Consider the following 15,597-nt stretch of genomic DNA (forward strand, 5'->3'; position numbering starts at 1 on the left):
AGTGATGAACTCAATCGCCGACGGCAGCCCGGATCAGGCGGCGTTTCAAAAAAGGCAGGCCGTCGACGAGACGCATGCCCTGGTTGCGCGCCCAGGCCGTCGGGGCATTGGAGGCGCCGAACAGCCGGTGCAGGCCATCCGTGACCAGGCCCATGGCCCAGACGGGCTCGGCCCGGCGGCGGCGATAACGCGCCAGGACCCGAGGGTCACCCGGCGCGCGCTGGGGCTCGCGTGTCCGCAGCACGTCCAGCAGATCCTTCACGTCGCCCAGGCCCAGGTTCAGGCCCTGCCCGGCAAGCGGATGCACCCGATGCGCGGCATCACCCACCAAGGCGACACCCGGCGCCGCCATGGCGCTGCGTTCCAGCGTCAGCGGGAAGCCCTGGGGGCGCGTACGCAGACGCAGCGGCCCCAGGCGATCGCCCGTAATGGCCCGCGCGTGCGCAGCAAAAAACGCCTGCTGGGCGTCGGCGTCCATCGCCTGCCATTCGCGCGCCCGGCCTTCGAGCATGGACCATACCAGAGACGCCTGCGGACCATCCGTCGTATCCGGCATGGGCAGCAGCGCGAATACGCTGTCGCCCGTGAACCACTGGCAGGCACGATTCTGATGCGGCAGGCCGATGTCCAGGTGCGCGACCACGCCCATGTCGCCATACGGCGTGTAATGATGTTCGATGCCGGACGCCAGCCGGACCGGCGAACGCGCACCGTCGGCGCCCACCAGCAGCGCGGCATCCAGCGCACGGCCCTGTCCGGTCGTCACCCGCACGCCCAGGCCACGGGTTTCCAGGCGCTCGAAGCGGTCTTCGTGCCATTCGATCCCCATGACCTGCACGGCCTGCTGGAGCGCGCGTTCGATTTCCCCGGATTCAACGATCCAGGCCAGCGTGTCGCGCGCGTCCTGCCAGGCGGACAGGTCCAGGCGGCCCTCGGCATCGCCCTGGATTTCCATGGCCTCGACGGCGGTGACGCGGCGCGCGTCCATCAACCGCCAGGCGCCCAGGCGGTCGAGCAGGTCGCGGCTGGCCGGTGAAATCGCGTAGACACGCGGATGGTAGTCGTCCGCCGCGCGCATGGCCGGGACCTGGCGCGGCCCCAGCAGGGCGGCGGGCAGGCCCGCCCGGGCCAGCCCCAGCGCGCAGGCCAGGCCGGCGATGCCGGTGCCGCAGACGAGAATGGGTTCCTGATGCTTCATGTGCTCATCATACTGCGCCGTGCCGCCGGACGAATTGCGCCAGGCCAAAGGGTTCAACGCGCCGACGGCGCCCCGGCCCGCGCAGGCCACAGCAGCCACATCCGGCTGGCTTGTTTCATGCGGCCGGCGCGCGCGCCGGCCTCGTCGCCGGTGCCCCAATAAAAGTCAGCCCGGGCGGCGCCCTTGATCGCCGCGCCCGTATCCTGGGCGAACACCAGCCGCCGCAGCGGCGCAGCGCCGCCTTGGGGGCCGGTTTCCAGGAAGACCGGCGTACCCAGCGGGACAAAGGCCGGATCGACCGCAATCGCGCGCTGCGGCAACAGCGGGACCCCATAGGCGCCCCGGGGACCGAGTTCCGGATCGGTGATGGCTTCCTCGCGGAAGAACACCATGGCCGGATTCACGTTCAGCAGTTCCGGCACGCGGTCGGGATGAGAACGCGCCCAGGCCTTGATGTTCTGCATGGACGTCTGCGCCAGCGGCATCTCGCCCTGCCGGGCCAGCCACTGGCCGATGGACGCGTAGGGCCGGCCGTTGTGGTCGGCATACGCCAGCCGCAGCACCCCGCCATCGGGCAGCACGGCCCGCCCCGACCCCTGGATCTGCAGGAAGAAGGCTTCGACGGGATCATCCGCCCAGACGATCGCAGCCGGCTGGCGGGCCGGGTCAGACGTGATCTGGGCCCGCGTGTCGTAGGGCACGACCCGACGGCCGTCGAGTTTGCCGCGCACCCGCTTGCCGGCCAGTTCCGGATAGACCGATCCCAGGTCGATGGTCAGAAGATCGTCCGGCGCGGCGTAGAGCGGCCATTGATAGGCTCCGGTGCGCGTACGCGATGCGCGGATGAGCGGTTCGTAATAGCCCGTCGCCGTCCCGGCGGCGGCCTGACCGGCGCCGTCGTCCAGCCGCCACGGGCGCAACTGGTCCTGCAGGAAGCGGCGCACGGCCGGGCCGCCGGCCTCGGGCCCCAGGCCGGATTGCAGCGCCGCCTGGCAGACCGGCTGCCAGGCCCGGGGCGCCGCACGCGCAGGCAGCGCCAGCGAACCCGACACGGGCCGCATCAAGCCCCGGCAATCGTTCAGCAGCCCTTTCCAGACATGGGTCAGATCGTCATTCCCCCAGCCCGGCACACTGTCCCAGGAGACCGCCGTATAGCGTCCCTGCAGGGGCCGCGCGGGGGTTTCCGGCAAGGCAGACAGCGGCGGAACGGTCAGGGGCTGCTCGACCGACACGGCAGCGCCGGATGCGCTGCCGGGAGTGGATTCTTCGAGCGGCACCGAAGAACAGGCGCTCAGGAGGGCCAGCGCGGCCACGGGCCACCAATGGATTTTCATACGCACGGGATCGCACCCGGGGGTGCACTAAAATGGAGGACTGCAAACCGTCATCATGACATATCCGGACCCTCTTTCGCCATGACCGAACTGCCCGCCGCCCGCATCGCCCCCAGCCTGCTGTCCGCCGACTTCGCCCGCCTGGGCGAGGAAGTCGCCCATGTCGTGGCCGCCGGCGCCGACTGGATCCACCTCGACGTCATGGACAATCACTACGTCCCCAACCTGACCGTGGGCCCCATGGTGTGCGCCGCCCTGCGCCCCCACACCACGGCCCCCATCGACGTGCACCTGATGGTCGAACCCGTGGACGCGCTGGTGCCCGCCTTCGCCAAGGCCGGCGCGAACATCATCAGCTTTCACCCTGAAGCCTCGCGCCACGTCGACCGCACCCTGGCCCTGATCCGCGACCACGGCTGCCGCGCCGGCCTGGTGTTCAATCCGGCCACCTCGCTGGAATGGATGGATCACGTCATGGAGCGCCTGGACCTGGTCCTGCTGATGTCGGTCAACCCGGGATTCGGCGGCCAGTCCTTCATCCCGCACACGCTGGACAAGCTCGCCCAGGCGCGCGCGCGCATCGACCGCTGGCGTGCCGAAGGCGGCCAGGCGATCGACCTGGAAGTCGACGGCGGGGTCAAGGTCGACAATATCGCCGCCATCCGCGCCGCCGGGGCCGACGCGTTCGTGGCAGGTTCCGCCGTGTTCGGCCAGCCGGACTACCCGCGCGTGATCGCCGCCCTGCGCGACGGCATCACCCAGGGCGACGCCCGCCGCCGGGATCAGCGCCGACTGGGCGCAGGCGGTTCGGATCACTGAGGGTTCGTCACCAGAAACCGAGCGGCATATCACCTCCAGTAATGATACGATGACGCCCGCCGCCGCCGGCAGCCCAGCCCCATCTGTTCCGGCGTCCCTATGATTCACCTGGCCGCCGATCCGGTTCGGCCGCTTTCCCCGGCACGCGACATCATGCAATTTTCCGGAATTCTGTTCGACCTGGACGGCACCCTGCTGGACACCATCCCCGATCTGGCGGACGCCGCCAACGCCATGCGCCAGGACATGGGCCTGGCGCCGATCGCCGAAAGCACCATCGCCGCCTACGTCGGCAAAGGCGTGGAACAACTGGTCATCCGCACCCTGGGCCACGAGGGCAAACCCGCCAGCGTGGACATGGTGATGCGCGGCCTGGCCCGCTACCAGGACCACTACCGCGCCCTGAACGGCCAGCGCAGCCGCATCTACCCCGGCGTGGTGGCGGGCCTGCAGGCCTTCCGCGACCAGGGCGCGCGCCTGGCCGTGGTCACCAACAAAAGCACCGAATTCACCCTTCCCCTGCTGCGCCAGATGGGTCTGGACGGCTATTTCGACGTCGTGGTCTGCGGCGACACCTGCGAGCGCAAAAAGCCCGACCCCATGCCGCTGTTTCACACCTGCGACCTGCTGGGCATCACCCCCGCCCAGGCCCTGTTCATCGGCGACTCGATCAACGACGCCCTGGCTGCGAACGCCGCCGGCATCCGCGTGCTGACCCTGCCCTACGGCTACAACGAAGGCCGGCCCGTGCAGGAGCTGCCCGTGGATGCTATAGTGACCTCCATCGTCGAGGCCGCCCAGTGGGCCGCCGACGCGACTTCACCGACCGAACACGCATGAACATCATCCGTTATTACCCGATCACCGCCGGCGCCTATTGGCGCTGGTGGTGTTTTCATTCCGGGTCATAACGGTTACACGGTGTGCGGGCCTTCCCGCGACGCCCACCCCCGCAGCCCGGACCCTTGATCGGCCGGGCTGTGTTGTTTCTGTCCCGGTCTGTACCCCCCACCCAGAGACCACCATGACAGAAATCGAATTCAACGCACTGGCCGCCCAAGGCTACAACCGGATTCCACTGATCGCGGAAACCTACGCCGACCTGGACACGCCGCTGGCGATCTATCTGAAGCTGGCCCACGCCGGTCCGGAGGCCGGCCGCAACAGCTGCCTGATGGAATCCGTGGTGGGTGGCGAACGCTTCGGCCGCTACTCCTTCATCGGCCTGCCGGCCAAGACCCTGATCCGCGCCACCGGCACCACCACCGAGGTCGTCACGCGCGGCCAGGTCGAGGAAACCCACGAAGGCGATCCGCTGGCCTTCATCGAGTCCTTCCAGCAGCGCTTCCGCGTCGCCATGCGCCCCGGCATGCCGCGCTTCGCCGGCGGTCTGGCGGGCTACTTCGGCTACGACACCGTGCGCCACATCGAGCCGCGCCTGGGGCCGTGCGTCAAGCCGCGTCCCGCCGGCCAGCAGCCCGGCACGCCCGACATCATGCTGATGCAGGTGGATGAACTGGTCATCGTCGACAACCTGGCCGGCCGCACCTACCTGATCGTCTACGCCGACCCCCGGCAGCCCGAAGCCTACGCCCTGGCCCGCCGCCGCCTGAAGGCCCTGCGCGAAAAACTGCGTACGCCCGTGGTCATCCCCTATGCCTACGCCAGCATGCAGACGCCCACGGAACGCGAGTTCAAAAAGGACGACTACCTGGACGCCGTGCGCAAGGCCAAGGACTACATCGCCGCCGGCGACCTGATGCAGGTCCAGATCGGCCAGGTCATCGCCAAGCCCTTCCGCGACTCGCCGCTGTCGCTGTACCGGGCGCTGCGGTCCCTGAACCCCTCGCCCTATATGTACTACTGGAACTTCGATTCCTTCCACGTGGTGGGCGCCTCGCCGGAGATCCTGGTGCGCCAGGACCGCGAATTCGAGGACGGCCGCGCCCGCGAGATGGTCACCATCCGCCCCCTGGCCGGCACGCGCAAGCGCGGCGCCACCCAGGACGACGATCTGCGCCTGGAACAGGAACTGCTGGCCGATCCCAAGGAACGCGCCGAACACGTCATGCTGATCGATCTGGCGCGCAACGACATCGGCCGCGTGTCCAAGGCCGGCACGGTCGAAGTCACCGACACCATGGCCATCGAGCGCTATTCCCACGTCATGCACCTGGTATCCAACGTGCGCGGCGAACTGAACGACGGCATGAGCAACATCGATGTGCTGCGCGCGACCTTCCCGGCCGGCACCCTGACCGGCGCGCCCAAGGTCCGCGCCATGGAAATCATCGATGAACTGGAACCCGTGCGCCGTGGCATCTACGGCGGCGCCGCCGGCTACATGAGCTACGGCGGCGAAATGGACCTGGCCATCGCCATCCGCACCGGCATCGTCCGCGACGGCATGCTGTACGTGCAGGCCGCCGCCGGCATCGTCGCCGATTCGGACCCCGAAAAGGAATGGCAGGAAACCGAGGCCAAGGCCCGCGCCCTGCTGCGCGCGGCGGAACAGGTGCAATTCGGGCTGGACGAGCCTATTTGAAGGGCAAGGGCCCCCACGCTGCGCGGTCTACGCCCACTCGCTGCCCCCCAAGGGGGCGCTTTTTGCCTTGGGGCGGCCCGGCGGCAAAAAGGGCCCCCACGCCGCGCGGTCTACGCCCGCTCGCACCCACCTCGCGGCCTGCATGCCGCTCGGATGCGCCAGGCACAGGCCAGTCCTCAAGGACTGTCCTGTGTCCGGGCTTATCCCCACGCCGCGCAGGCTTCACGCTTGCGCAGCACAGTATCAGTCACGCACCAGCAGATCCCGCGTGATGTCGGCGATGGTACGCGCGCCGGTCAGCGTCATGGCCACGCGCATTTCCTTTTCGATCAGGTCCAGCAGATTCGCGACGCCCGCCTCGCCGCCGGCCGCCAGGGCGTAGAGCCAGGCGCGGCCGAGCAGCACCGTGTCGGCGCCCAGCGCCAGCATGCGCACCACGTCCAGACCGGTGCGGACACCCGAATCCGCCAGCAGCGTGATCTGGCCTTTGACCGCGTCGGCGATCGCCGGCAAGGCGCGGGCGGTGGACAGCACCCCGTCCAGTTGCCGCCCGCCGTGATTGGACACCACGATGCCGTCGGCCCCGAAACGCACGGCCTCGCGCGCATCGTCCGGGTCCAGAATGCCCTTGATGATCATCGGCCCCTTCCAGAAATCGCGGATCCACTGCAGATCCTTCCAGGAAATCGAGGGGTCGAAATTGGCGCCCAGCCAGCCGATGTAGTCCTCCAGCCCTGTCGGCTTGCCCAGGTACCTGGACACATTGCCCAGATCATGCGGCCGGCCCCACAGGCCCACATCCCAGGCCCAGCGCGGATGCAGCACGGCCTGGGCATAGCGGCGCAGGGCGGCGTACGGGCCGCTCATCCCCGCGTGGGCATCGCGGTAGCGCGCGCCCGGCACCGGCATGTCCACGGTGAACACCAGCGTCGACACTCCGGCCGCCTGGGCGCGCTCCAGCACGCTCTTCATGAAGCCCCGGTCTTTCAGCACATAAAGCTGGAACCACATGGGCCGGCTGATCTCGGGTGCGACTTCTTCGATGGGGCAGACCGACACGGTGGACATGGTGTAGGGAATGCCTTTGCGATCCGCAGCCCGCGCCACCTGGACCTCGCCCCGGCGCGCGTACATCCCCGTCAGGCCCACCGGCGCCAGGGCCACCGGCATGGACAGGGTCTCGCCGAACAGCCGCGTGGACAGATCCAGTTGCGACATGTCGTTGAGCACCCGCTGACGCAACGCCACCCCCGCCAGGTCGCTGACGTTGTGCTGCAGCGTGTATTCGGCGTACGCCCCGCCGTCTCCGTAATGGAACAGAAAGGGGGGCAGGCGGCGCCGGGCGGCTTCGCGGTAATCAGTGGAAGCGGAAATGATCATGATGTCAGTGTGAAAGGTGGCAAACGGGAGAAACGGGCGAGGCGTGCCTCGTCTTCGTCGAACTTGCGCACGTGGCCGTGCACGAATTCCAGATGCTGCCAGACCGCAGACCGGGCGGCCTCGGCGTCGCCGCGCAGGATGGCGTCCATCAGCGCCCGGTGCTGGGCCGTCAACTGGTCCTGGGTATGCTGGACCTGGTACATACGCTGGCGGTTTTCGGTGACGGTGGCGCGCAGCAATTCGAACACGCCCCGCATCATCTGCAACAGCACCACATTATGGGACGCTTGCGCGATGGCCAGGTGGAACTGGACATCGGCCTGCGCCGCCTGTGCCGGATCCCCCTGCTCCTGAAAATGCTGCATGTCGTCGAAGCACCGCATGATCGCCTGACGATCCTGGGCCGTGGCGCGCACAGCGGCATGCCAGGCGGTGCTGCCCTCCAGCGCATAGCGGGCTTCCAGCACATCGTAGCGGTATTCGGGGTCGTCGGACACCAGTTCGTCCAGCGGGCGCATCAGATGCCGGTCGGGCCAGTCGACGGCGGATTCGGCGGCCTGGACGTACGTGCCACCCCCCTGCCGGCTGCGCAACAATCCCTGGCTGGCCAATTGGCGGATGGCCTCGCGGACCGAAGGCCGCGAGGCGCCCAGCGCTTCGGCCAAGCGGCGCTCGGCCGGCAGGCGGTCGCCCGGCTTCAGGCCCTGTTCATCGATCAGGGCCCGGAGCTGTACCGCAAGTCGGTCGGAAAGGCGCATGGTTCAGGAGAATCCGTTCAGAGCGCAAGCATCATCCAGATGGAATTATAGAAGTTGAGCTGTAAATTGGTCAATCCAAAATATATAAAATGGTCATACCAATCTAATTGAGAAACCCCTCGGTATTTACCCCGCTCGACAAGGTTCGCGCCGCACAGTAGAATGCCCACCATGATTTCACTTGCGACCGTGCACGCTTCGTTCTGGTGGCGCTCCTCCTAGGGGCGGCATCCTCATGCGTGATTCATCGCACCTTGCCGCCGTTCTGGCAGGCATAGGTCTTCGTGAATCTATCTCCGGTGCGGCGGCTCCTGACTCCAAGGAAGACCATGTCCGTATCACTCTCCCCCTCCGGCATCCCCCAGCCTTCGCGGCCCGCTTCGGTGTGCGCGCTCGTTTCCCGACACTGACCAGGACGATCCGATCATGAAGCTGCTGATGCTGGACAACTACGACTCCTTCACCTACAACCTGGTGCAGTATTTCGGCGAACTCGGCGCCCGGGTCGAGGTCGTGCGCAACGACCAGATCGACCTCGCGGGCATCGAGGCGATCGACCCGGACCGCATCTGCGTGTCCCCGGGGCCGTGCTCGCCTGCCGAGGCCGGCATCTCCATCGAGCTGATCCGGCACTTCGCCGGCAAAAAGCCCATCCTGGGCGTTTGCCTGGGACACCAGGCCATCGGCGCGGCCTATGGCGGCCGCATCGTGCGCGCCCGGGAAATCATGCACGGCAAAGTTTCGCCCATCACGCACCGGGGCACCGATGTCTTCGCAGGACTGCCCTCGCCCTATACCGTCACTCGCTATCATTCCCTGGCGATCGAGCGCGCCTCGCTGCCCGACTGCCTGGACATCACCGCCGAGACCGCCGACGGCGAGATCATGGGCGTCGCCCACAAGACCCTGCCCGTCTACGGCGTGCAGTTCCATCCGGAATCCGTGCTCAGCGAACACGGCCACGCGCTGCTGCGCAATTTCCTGGAACTCTGACGCCCCCGCACCGGACCACCTGAACAGACACGAAGACAGAAGGAACAACCATGCCGCCGATCACCCCCAACGAAGCCCTGGCTCGCTGCATCGAGCACCGGGAAATCTTCCACGACGAAATGCTGGAACTGATGCGCATGCTGATGCGCGGGGAAATGTCCCCCCAGTTGGCCAGCGCCCTGCTGATGGGCCTGCGGGTCAAGAAGGAAACCGTCGGCGAGATCACGGCGGCCGCCCAGGTCATGCGCGAATTCGCCCTGAGCGTGGACACCCCCTACCCCGAGGAACTGCTGGACATGTGCGGCACGGGCGGGGACGGTTCGCACACCTTCAACATCTCTACCGCCTCCATGTTCGTCGCCGCCGCAGGCGGGGTGAAAATCGCCAAGCACGGCAACCGCAGCGCCTCATCCTCGTCGGGCAGCGCCGACGTGCTGGAAGCCCTGGGCATCCAGGTCACCGCCACGCCTGCCCAGGTCGCCGAATCCATCGAGGCCACCGGCATCGGCTTCATGTTCGCCCCGGCCCACCACGGCGCCATGAAGAACGTCGCCGCCGTGCGCCGCGAACTGGGCGTGCGCACGATTTTCAACATCCTCGGACCGCTGACCAACCCGGCCGGAGCCGCCAACCAGCTCATGGGCGTGTTCCACCCCGACCTGGTCGGCATCCTGGTGCGCGTGCTGCAGCGCCTGGGCTCGCGCCACGTGCTGATCGTGCACGGCAAGGACGGCATGGACGAGGCCTCGCTGGGCGCAGCGTCCCTGGTGGGCGAACTGAAGGACGGCGAGGTCCGCGAATACGAGATCCATCCCGAAGACTTCGGGATGGCCATGGTGTCCAACCGCAGCATCAAAGTCGCCAACCGCGACGAATCCGCGCAACTGGTGCGCGCCGCCCTGAACAACACCGCCGGCACCGCCCGCGACATCGTCGCCCTGAACGCCGGCCTGGCCTTGTACGCCGGCAACCGCGCCGACTCGATCGGCGACGGCATCCGCCAGGCCTTCGAACTGATCGCCTCGGGCGCCGCGCGCGACAAGCTGGAACAATTCCGCCAATACACGCAAAGGTTCTCCGCATGAATGACATCCTGGCCAAAATCCTGGATACCAAGCGCACCGAAGTCGCCACCGCGCGGCAGATGCGCAGTGAATCCGAGGTCCTGCGCGAAGCCCAGAGCCGCCAGGACATCCGCGGCTTTGCGCGCGCCATCGAAGACAAGATCGCCCAGGGCAAGCCCGGGGTGATCGCGGAAATCAAACGCGCCTCGCCCTCCAAGGGCGTGATCCGCGAGGACTTCCGCCCGGCGGACATCGCCGCCAGCTACGCCTGCCACGGCGCGGCCTGCCTGTCGGTCCTGACCGACGTGCAGTACTTTCAGGGGGGCTACGACCACCTGCGCCAGGCGCGCGCCGCCTGCAGCCTGCCGGTGCTGCGCAAGGACTTCCTGATCGACCCCTATCAGGTCATCCACGCCCGGGCGCTGGGCGCCGACTGCATTCTGCTGATCGCCGCCGCCCTGGCGCCCGCCCAGATGCGCGAATTGGAAACCGTGGCCGCCGACCTGGGCATGGACGTGCTGGTCGAAGTCCACGACCGCGAGGAACTGGACGCGGCCCTGTCGCTGAACACCCCGCTGGTCGGCATCAACAATCGCAATCTGCGGACCTTCGAGACGCGCCTGGAAACCACCTTGGCGATGCTCAAGGACGTGCCGGCGGGCAAGCGGGTCGTGACCGAAAGCGGCATTCTGCTGCCCGAGGACGCCGACCGCATGCGCGAATACGGCGTTCAGGCCTTCCTGGTCGGCGAGGCCTTCATGCGCGCGCCTGATCCCGGCACCGCCCTGCACGAACTGTTCTTCGCCCGCTGACCGCACCCCGTCCCTGCGCCTGCGTTGGCGGGCGGCAGGCCCCGCCCTCCCTCCGTCTTCGCCATGGCCTTTTCTCCCGACTGCCCGCTCTGCGTTTCGGACCACGCCCCCCTGCTCTGGCAGGACGACAAGCTGCGCATCATCCGCGTGGACGATCCCCGGCACCCGGGCTATGTGCGCGTCATCTGGCAGCGCCACGTGGCGGAGATGACGGACATCGATCCCATGGACCGCCTGCACCTGATGCGCACCGTATTTCAGGTCGAACGCCTGCAGCGGGCCTTGCTGCGGCCCGACAAGATCAATCTGGCCAGTCTCGGCAACCAGGTGCCCCATCTGCATTGGCACCTGATCCCCCGCTGGCGCGGCGACCCCTGCTTCCCGGACGCCATCTGGGCGCCGCCCCGGCATGACGCCGTCCAGGCCGCCGCCTGGGCCGAGGCCTGCAGCACGCTGGCGCCGCAGGTCGAACACCTGCACCAGATCCTGAAGACCCGGGGGCCGGCGGCGGACGTGCCCGTCCCTGACGGCGCCCAAGACGCCCCGGGCGCCTGAACCTCCCGACGCACCCCGGGCACCCGATCCGACCATGGCGCCCGACCGGGACGCCCCCGACCTTCCACGCATTTCCCCTCCATGCCCGACTCTCCTTCCGCATCCGGGACGCCGCCCGCCACGCTGGCGCGCAGCCTGAAAAACCGCCACATCCAGATGATCGCCCTGGGCGGCGCCATCGGCACCGGCCTGTTCTACGGCTCGGCCGCCTCGATCCTGCTCGTCGGCCCCGGCATCATCCTGTCCTACCTGATCGGCGGCCTGGCCATCTATCTGATCCTGCGCTTCCAGGGGGAAATGTCCACCCAGGAACCCGTCAGCGGCGCCTTCAGCCACTTCGCCTACCGCTACTGGGGCGGCTTCGCGGGCTTCCTGGCGGGCTGGAACTACTGGCTGCTATACATTCTGGTCAGCATGGCCGAACTTTCCGTGGTGGGTCTTTACGTCAGCTACTGGCTGCCGGATTTCCCGGCCTGGGCCAGCGCGCTGATCGTGCTGCTGAGCGTCACCGGCCTGAACCTGCTGAACGTGCGCCTGTACGGCGAAAGCGAATTCTGGCTGGCCTTCATCAAGATCGCCGCCATCATCGGCATGATCCTGCTGGGCGGGGTGCTGATCGCGCGCGGCGCCGGCGGCGCGGGAATCGACAATCTCTGGGTCCACGGCGGTTTCCTGCCCAACGGCGTCCACGGCCTGCTGCTGTCCCTGGTGGTGGTGATGTTTTCCTTCGGCGGCACGGAACTGATCGGCATCACGGCAGGCGAGGCCGACGATCCCCGGCGCAGCATCCCGCGCGCCGTCAATCAGGTGATCTGGCGCATCCTGATCTTCTACATCGGCGCCCTGGCGGTGCTGGTGACCCTGTATCCCTGGAACGAGGTCGGCCTGAACGGCAGCCCCTTCGTGCTGATCTTTTCCCGCCTGGGCATCCCCGCCGCGCCGGACATCCTGAACCTGGTGGTGCTGAGCGCCGCGATCTCGGTCTACAACAGCGGCATGTACAGCAACGGCCGCATGCTCCGCAGCCTGGCCGAACAGGGCAATGCGCCGCGTGTCTTTCTGCGCCTGAGCCGGCGCCAGGTGCCCTGGGTCGGCGTGCTGTTCTCGTCGGCCTGCACGCTGGCGATCGTGATCGTCAATTTCCTGGTGCCCGAAGGCGCCTTCATGCGCATCATGGCTGTGGCGACGGCGGCGGCCGCCACCACCTGGATGATGATCGTGCTGGTCCACATGCGGTTTCGCAAGGCCCACGCGCGCGACGCGCTGCTATTCCCCGCGCCCTTTTATCCCTGGACCAACTACCTGTGCGCCGCCTTCCTGGTGCTGCTGATGGGACTGATGACGCAACTGGACGACACCCGCCCGGCAGTCTACGTGCTGCCGGTGTGGCTGGGCGTGCTGTACCTGGGATACCGGCTGCGCAGCAGGCGTCCCGCCTGAAACGGCGCGCCCCTTGCTACGCCGCACGCCGCGACCGCGTGCCCAGGTAGGTGCCGACCATCACCGCCACCAGGCCCGCCAGGTGGTTCCAGCCTAGCTGTTCGTCCAGCAGCAGGGCGGCGAAGGCCGCGCCGAACACCGGCACCCAGTACAGGAACACGGCGGCGCGCGCCACGCCGATGCGGGCGATGGAATTGTTCCAGATCAGGTTGACGATGGCGGTCGACACCGCGCCTGAAAACACGATCAGGAACCAGAGCCACGCACTGTCCGGCAACACGCCGTCATAGCCCGCGCCCCAAAGCCCGGCGTGACCGATCAGCATCAGCGCGCCCAGCGCGTAGATGACGCTGCTGATCGTCAAGGCATCGAGCCGGCGCGCAATGCCCTGGATCAGCACGCCGCCGCAGGAAAAACTGAATACCCCCACGATCACCAGCAGATCGCCCACGCCCATCACGGCCAGCCGGGCGCCGCTGTGTCCAAGGATGATGACGGCGACGCCGCCAAAGCCCAGCGCCACGCCGCACAGGCGCACCCAACCCAGGCGCTCGCGAAAGGCCAGCGCGGCCAGCAGCGCCGACACCAGCGGGCCGAGCGCCATGAGCAGGGCGCCATTGGTGGCGCTGGTGCGCACCATGCCTTCGGTGAAGAAAATCTGATTCAAGTAAACCATCAGAAAGGCGCAGGCCGCCAGGCCGGCCCACTGGCGACGGTCCAGACGCACCCGCGCCGGGCGCCGGACCAGCCAGATCGAGACCAGCGTCGCGCTGGCCACCAGCATGCGCAGCATGGCGATCGTCGACGGATCGAGCGCGCTCGTGAGCTGTTTGACGAGCGTGATGTTCAAACCCCAGATGGCCATTGAAACCAGCAGGACCACCTGCACGGCGATCGCACCGCGCGCACGGATCATCATGTTGTTTTTTCCTTGAACGCGCGCGCCCGGAAACGCCGGGCCGCCACCAGGGACAACACCAGCAAGCCCGGCCCGACGAGGGCGAAGATCAACGTATCCGAGCCGTGATCGGCGACCCAGGCGGCCGCCAGCACGCCCACCGACTGGCCCAGGAACAGCACGCACGCGAACAGCGCCATGGCGGCGCCGCGCGCCGCAGGCGCCATCTGAGTGGCATTGGTCTGCAGGGTGTTGTGCAGGCAGTAAAAACCGAAGCCCGATAGCGCACAGGCGGCGGGAATCCAGACAAGGCTGGGCGCATAGGCGAAGACCAGAAAGCCCAGGCACAAGGACGCGCCGCCCAGGCCGGCCAGCCCGGCCTCACCGACGCGGCGCAGCAAGCGGCCGGCCACCCGCGAATAGAAGAATCCGCCGGCACCGTAAAACGCCGTCAGGCCGCCGGCCAGCGAAAGCGAGGCCCCATGATGGCGTTGCAGCAGGCTGGGCATGAAGGCCAGGGCGCCAAAGGCCAAGGCCCCTTCGAGCGCGGTGACGATCAGCAGCCAGCGCGCCGCAGGCAGCGCCAGGATGCCCAGCAGCGCGGGCCGCCCCTGACGGGCTGCCCTCGGCGGCGGCGCGGCGCCGCGCGCCGCGCGCAGCAGCAGGCCGCCGGACACCAGGAACAGCCCCGCCAACAGGGCGAACATCGGACGCCAACCCACCCATTCGGCGATCAGCCCGCTCACCCATTGTCCGGCCAGCGTGCCCAGGACGCTGGCGCTGACTAGGCGAGCCAGGGCCACCTGGCGCTCGCCGTAAGCGACGTTGTCGCCCACCCAGGCCATGGCCATCGGATAGATGCCTGCCGCGAAGGCGCCCGAAACGATGCGCGCCGCCACCAGCCAGTCCAGGCTCGGAGACACGAAGGCGATGCCGTTGCCGATCACGCAGGCCAGGGCGCACAGCGCGATGACCCGCAGCTTGCCGTAGCGGTCGCCCAGGGGGCCGAAACAGAGCTGGAACACCCCGTAGGCCACGGCAAAGACGAAAACGACCCGGGACGCCTGCCCCACCGTGACCGAAAACTCGTCCGCGAGCGCGGGCAGCAGGGTGTCGCAAGCCCGCATGGAGGCAATGCTGGCAAAACAGCAAGCGCCCAGCAGCCATGGGACGGTGGCCTGGGAATCGGTGGAGTCTTGCCGGTGGGATTCCAGAGGATGCTCCCTTGGGTCTGGAAATCGTGTGATTTGAAAATGTGTCTTGAAAATGCACAGGGACGGCGTACCGTCCCGACCGCATCATCTTACACAGATGCGCAAAAGAAAAAGCGCCCGAGGGCGCTTTTTCTTGACCGCGAAGGACCCGATCAGTGCGAGCTGCGCTTCTGGCTGAACTTGCGCGCAGCGGCAGCCTGGGCCGCCAGCATGGCGAGTTCGGCTTCGACCACGGCGATGTCGGCCTTTTCCTTGGTGTTGCGCAGGGCTTCCTCGGCGCGCTCACGCGCGGCGACGGCCTTGGCCTCGTCCAGATCGGTCGCACGAATGGCCGTGTCGGACAGCACCGTCACGGAATTCGGCTGGACTTCCAGGATGCCGCCGGCCACGAAGATGTATTCCTCGGTGCCGTCGTCACGCCGGATTTTCAGCGTGCCGGGACGCACGCGCGAGATCAGCGGAGTGTGCCCCGGCAGAATGCCGAGGTCGCCCGACTCACCCGGCAGGGCGATGAAGGCCGCCTCGCCGGAAAAGATCGAGGCTTCCGCGCTGACCACTTCGATGTGCAGAGTCGCCATGTGCAATCC

15 protein-coding genes are annotated in these 15,597 nt (G+C 67.7%); 8 read left to right on the forward strand and 7 right to left on the reverse strand.

The genetic code is table 11. The features are described from left to right. Positions 1-10: 10 nt before the first annotated feature. Entirely contained in the window at positions 11-1,198 is a 1,188-nt protein-coding gene (locus tag ACFO0J_RS00455; protein WP_376811095.1) for an FAD-dependent monooxygenase, read from the reverse strand. A gap of 53 nt (positions 1,199-1,251) precedes the next feature. After that, complete coding sequence (gene mltA, locus ACFO0J_RS00460; RefSeq protein ID WP_376811096.1) at positions 1,252-2,532, reverse strand: murein transglycosylase A; 1,281 nt, start codon at positions 2,530-2,532, stop codon at positions 1,252-1,254. A gap of 81 nt (positions 2,533-2,613) precedes the next feature. Between mltA and rpe the strand changes: the two genes are divergently transcribed. The 3 genes from rpe to trpE all read left to right on the forward strand — a co-directional run bounded on the left by rpe (position 2,614) and on the right by trpE (position 5,896). Then, on the forward strand, positions 2,614-3,351 hold the full coding sequence (gene rpe / locus ACFO0J_RS00465) for a ribulose-phosphate 3-epimerase (RefSeq protein ID WP_376811097.1): 738 nt from the start codon (positions 2,614-2,616) through the stop codon (positions 3,349-3,351). A 153-nt stretch (positions 3,352-3,504) separates the two neighbouring features. Next, complete coding sequence (locus ACFO0J_RS00470) at positions 3,505-4,191, forward strand: phosphoglycolate phosphatase (RefSeq protein ID WP_376811098.1); 687 nt, start codon at positions 3,505-3,507, stop codon at positions 4,189-4,191. Positions 4,192-4,375: 184 nt separating this feature from the next. Next, the gene (gene trpE, locus ACFO0J_RS00475) at positions 4,376-5,896 is read left to right on the forward strand and encodes an anthranilate synthase component I (protein ID WP_376811099.1); all 1,521 of its coding nucleotides are present in this window, start codon (positions 4,376-4,378) and stop codon (positions 5,894-5,896) included. A 243-nt stretch (positions 5,897-6,139) separates the two neighbouring features. Here trpE and lldD read toward each other — a convergent pair whose 3' ends face one another. Further along, complete coding sequence (gene lldD, locus ACFO0J_RS00480; protein ID WP_376811100.1) at positions 6,140-7,276, reverse strand: FMN-dependent L-lactate dehydrogenase LldD; 1,137 nt, start codon at positions 7,274-7,276, stop codon at positions 6,140-6,142. After that, the gene (gene lldR, locus ACFO0J_RS00485; protein ID WP_376811101.1) at positions 7,273-8,034 is read right to left on the reverse strand and encodes a transcriptional regulator LldR; all 762 of its coding nucleotides are present in this window, start codon (positions 8,032-8,034) and stop codon (positions 7,273-7,275) included. Before lldR ends, lldD begins: the two co-directional genes overlap by 4 nt. Before the next feature lie 426 nt (positions 8,035-8,460). On the opposite strand from lldR, the gene ACFO0J_RS00490 reads away from it, so the two are divergent. The 5 genes from ACFO0J_RS00490 to ACFO0J_RS00510 all read left to right on the forward strand — a co-directional run bounded on the left by ACFO0J_RS00490 (position 8,461) and on the right by ACFO0J_RS00510 (position 12,898). Next, positions 8,461-9,027 (forward strand): anthranilate synthase component II, encoded by a 567-nt coding sequence (locus tag ACFO0J_RS00490; protein WP_376811102.1) that lies wholly within the window; start codon positions 8,461-8,463, stop codon positions 9,025-9,027. Positions 9,028-9,077: 50 nt separating this feature from the next. Then, positions 9,078-10,112: an anthranilate phosphoribosyltransferase gene (gene trpD / locus ACFO0J_RS00495; RefSeq protein ID WP_376811103.1), complete on the forward strand. Its 1,035-nt coding sequence runs from the start codon at positions 9,078-9,080 to the stop codon at positions 10,110-10,112. Next, positions 10,109-10,903, forward strand: a complete 795-nt coding sequence (gene trpC, locus ACFO0J_RS00500) for an indole-3-glycerol phosphate synthase TrpC (protein WP_376811104.1) — start codon at positions 10,109-10,111, stop codon at positions 10,901-10,903. The genes trpD and trpC overlap by 4 nt, the downstream gene beginning before the upstream one ends. 63 nt (positions 10,904-10,966) lie before the next feature. Beyond that, positions 10,967-11,458, forward strand: a complete 492-nt coding sequence (locus ACFO0J_RS00505; protein WP_376811105.1) for an HIT family protein — start codon at positions 10,967-10,969, stop codon at positions 11,456-11,458. A gap of 81 nt (positions 11,459-11,539) precedes the next feature. Continuing rightward, positions 11,540-12,898: an amino acid permease gene (locus ACFO0J_RS00510; RefSeq protein WP_376811106.1), complete on the forward strand. Its 1,359-nt coding sequence runs from the start codon at positions 11,540-11,542 to the stop codon at positions 12,896-12,898. A 16-nt stretch (positions 12,899-12,914) separates the two neighbouring features. Here ACFO0J_RS00510 and ACFO0J_RS00515 read toward each other — a convergent pair whose 3' ends face one another. The 3 genes from ACFO0J_RS00515 to ACFO0J_RS00525 all read right to left on the reverse strand — a co-directional run bounded on the left by ACFO0J_RS00515 (position 12,915) and on the right by ACFO0J_RS00525 (position 15,588). Continuing rightward, on the reverse strand, positions 12,915-13,817 hold the full coding sequence (locus tag ACFO0J_RS00515) for a DMT family transporter (protein WP_376811107.1): 903 nt from the start codon (positions 13,815-13,817) through the stop codon (positions 12,915-12,917). Continuing rightward, positions 13,814-14,923, reverse strand: a complete 1,110-nt coding sequence (locus tag ACFO0J_RS00520) for an MFS transporter (protein ID WP_376811108.1) — start codon at positions 14,921-14,923, stop codon at positions 13,814-13,816. Before ACFO0J_RS00520 ends, ACFO0J_RS00515 begins: the two co-directional genes overlap by 4 nt. 239 nt (positions 14,924-15,162) lie before the next feature. Continuing rightward, the gene (locus tag ACFO0J_RS00525; RefSeq protein ID WP_376811109.1) at positions 15,163-15,588 is read right to left on the reverse strand and encodes a F0F1 ATP synthase subunit epsilon; all 426 of its coding nucleotides are present in this window, start codon (positions 15,586-15,588) and stop codon (positions 15,163-15,165) included. Positions 15,589-15,597 lie beyond the last annotated feature (9 nt).

This window comes from Castellaniella hirudinis (assembly GCF_042651965.1).
Taxonomy (GTDB): Bacteria; Pseudomonadota; Gammaproteobacteria; order Burkholderiales; family Burkholderiaceae_B; genus Castellaniella; species Castellaniella hirudinis.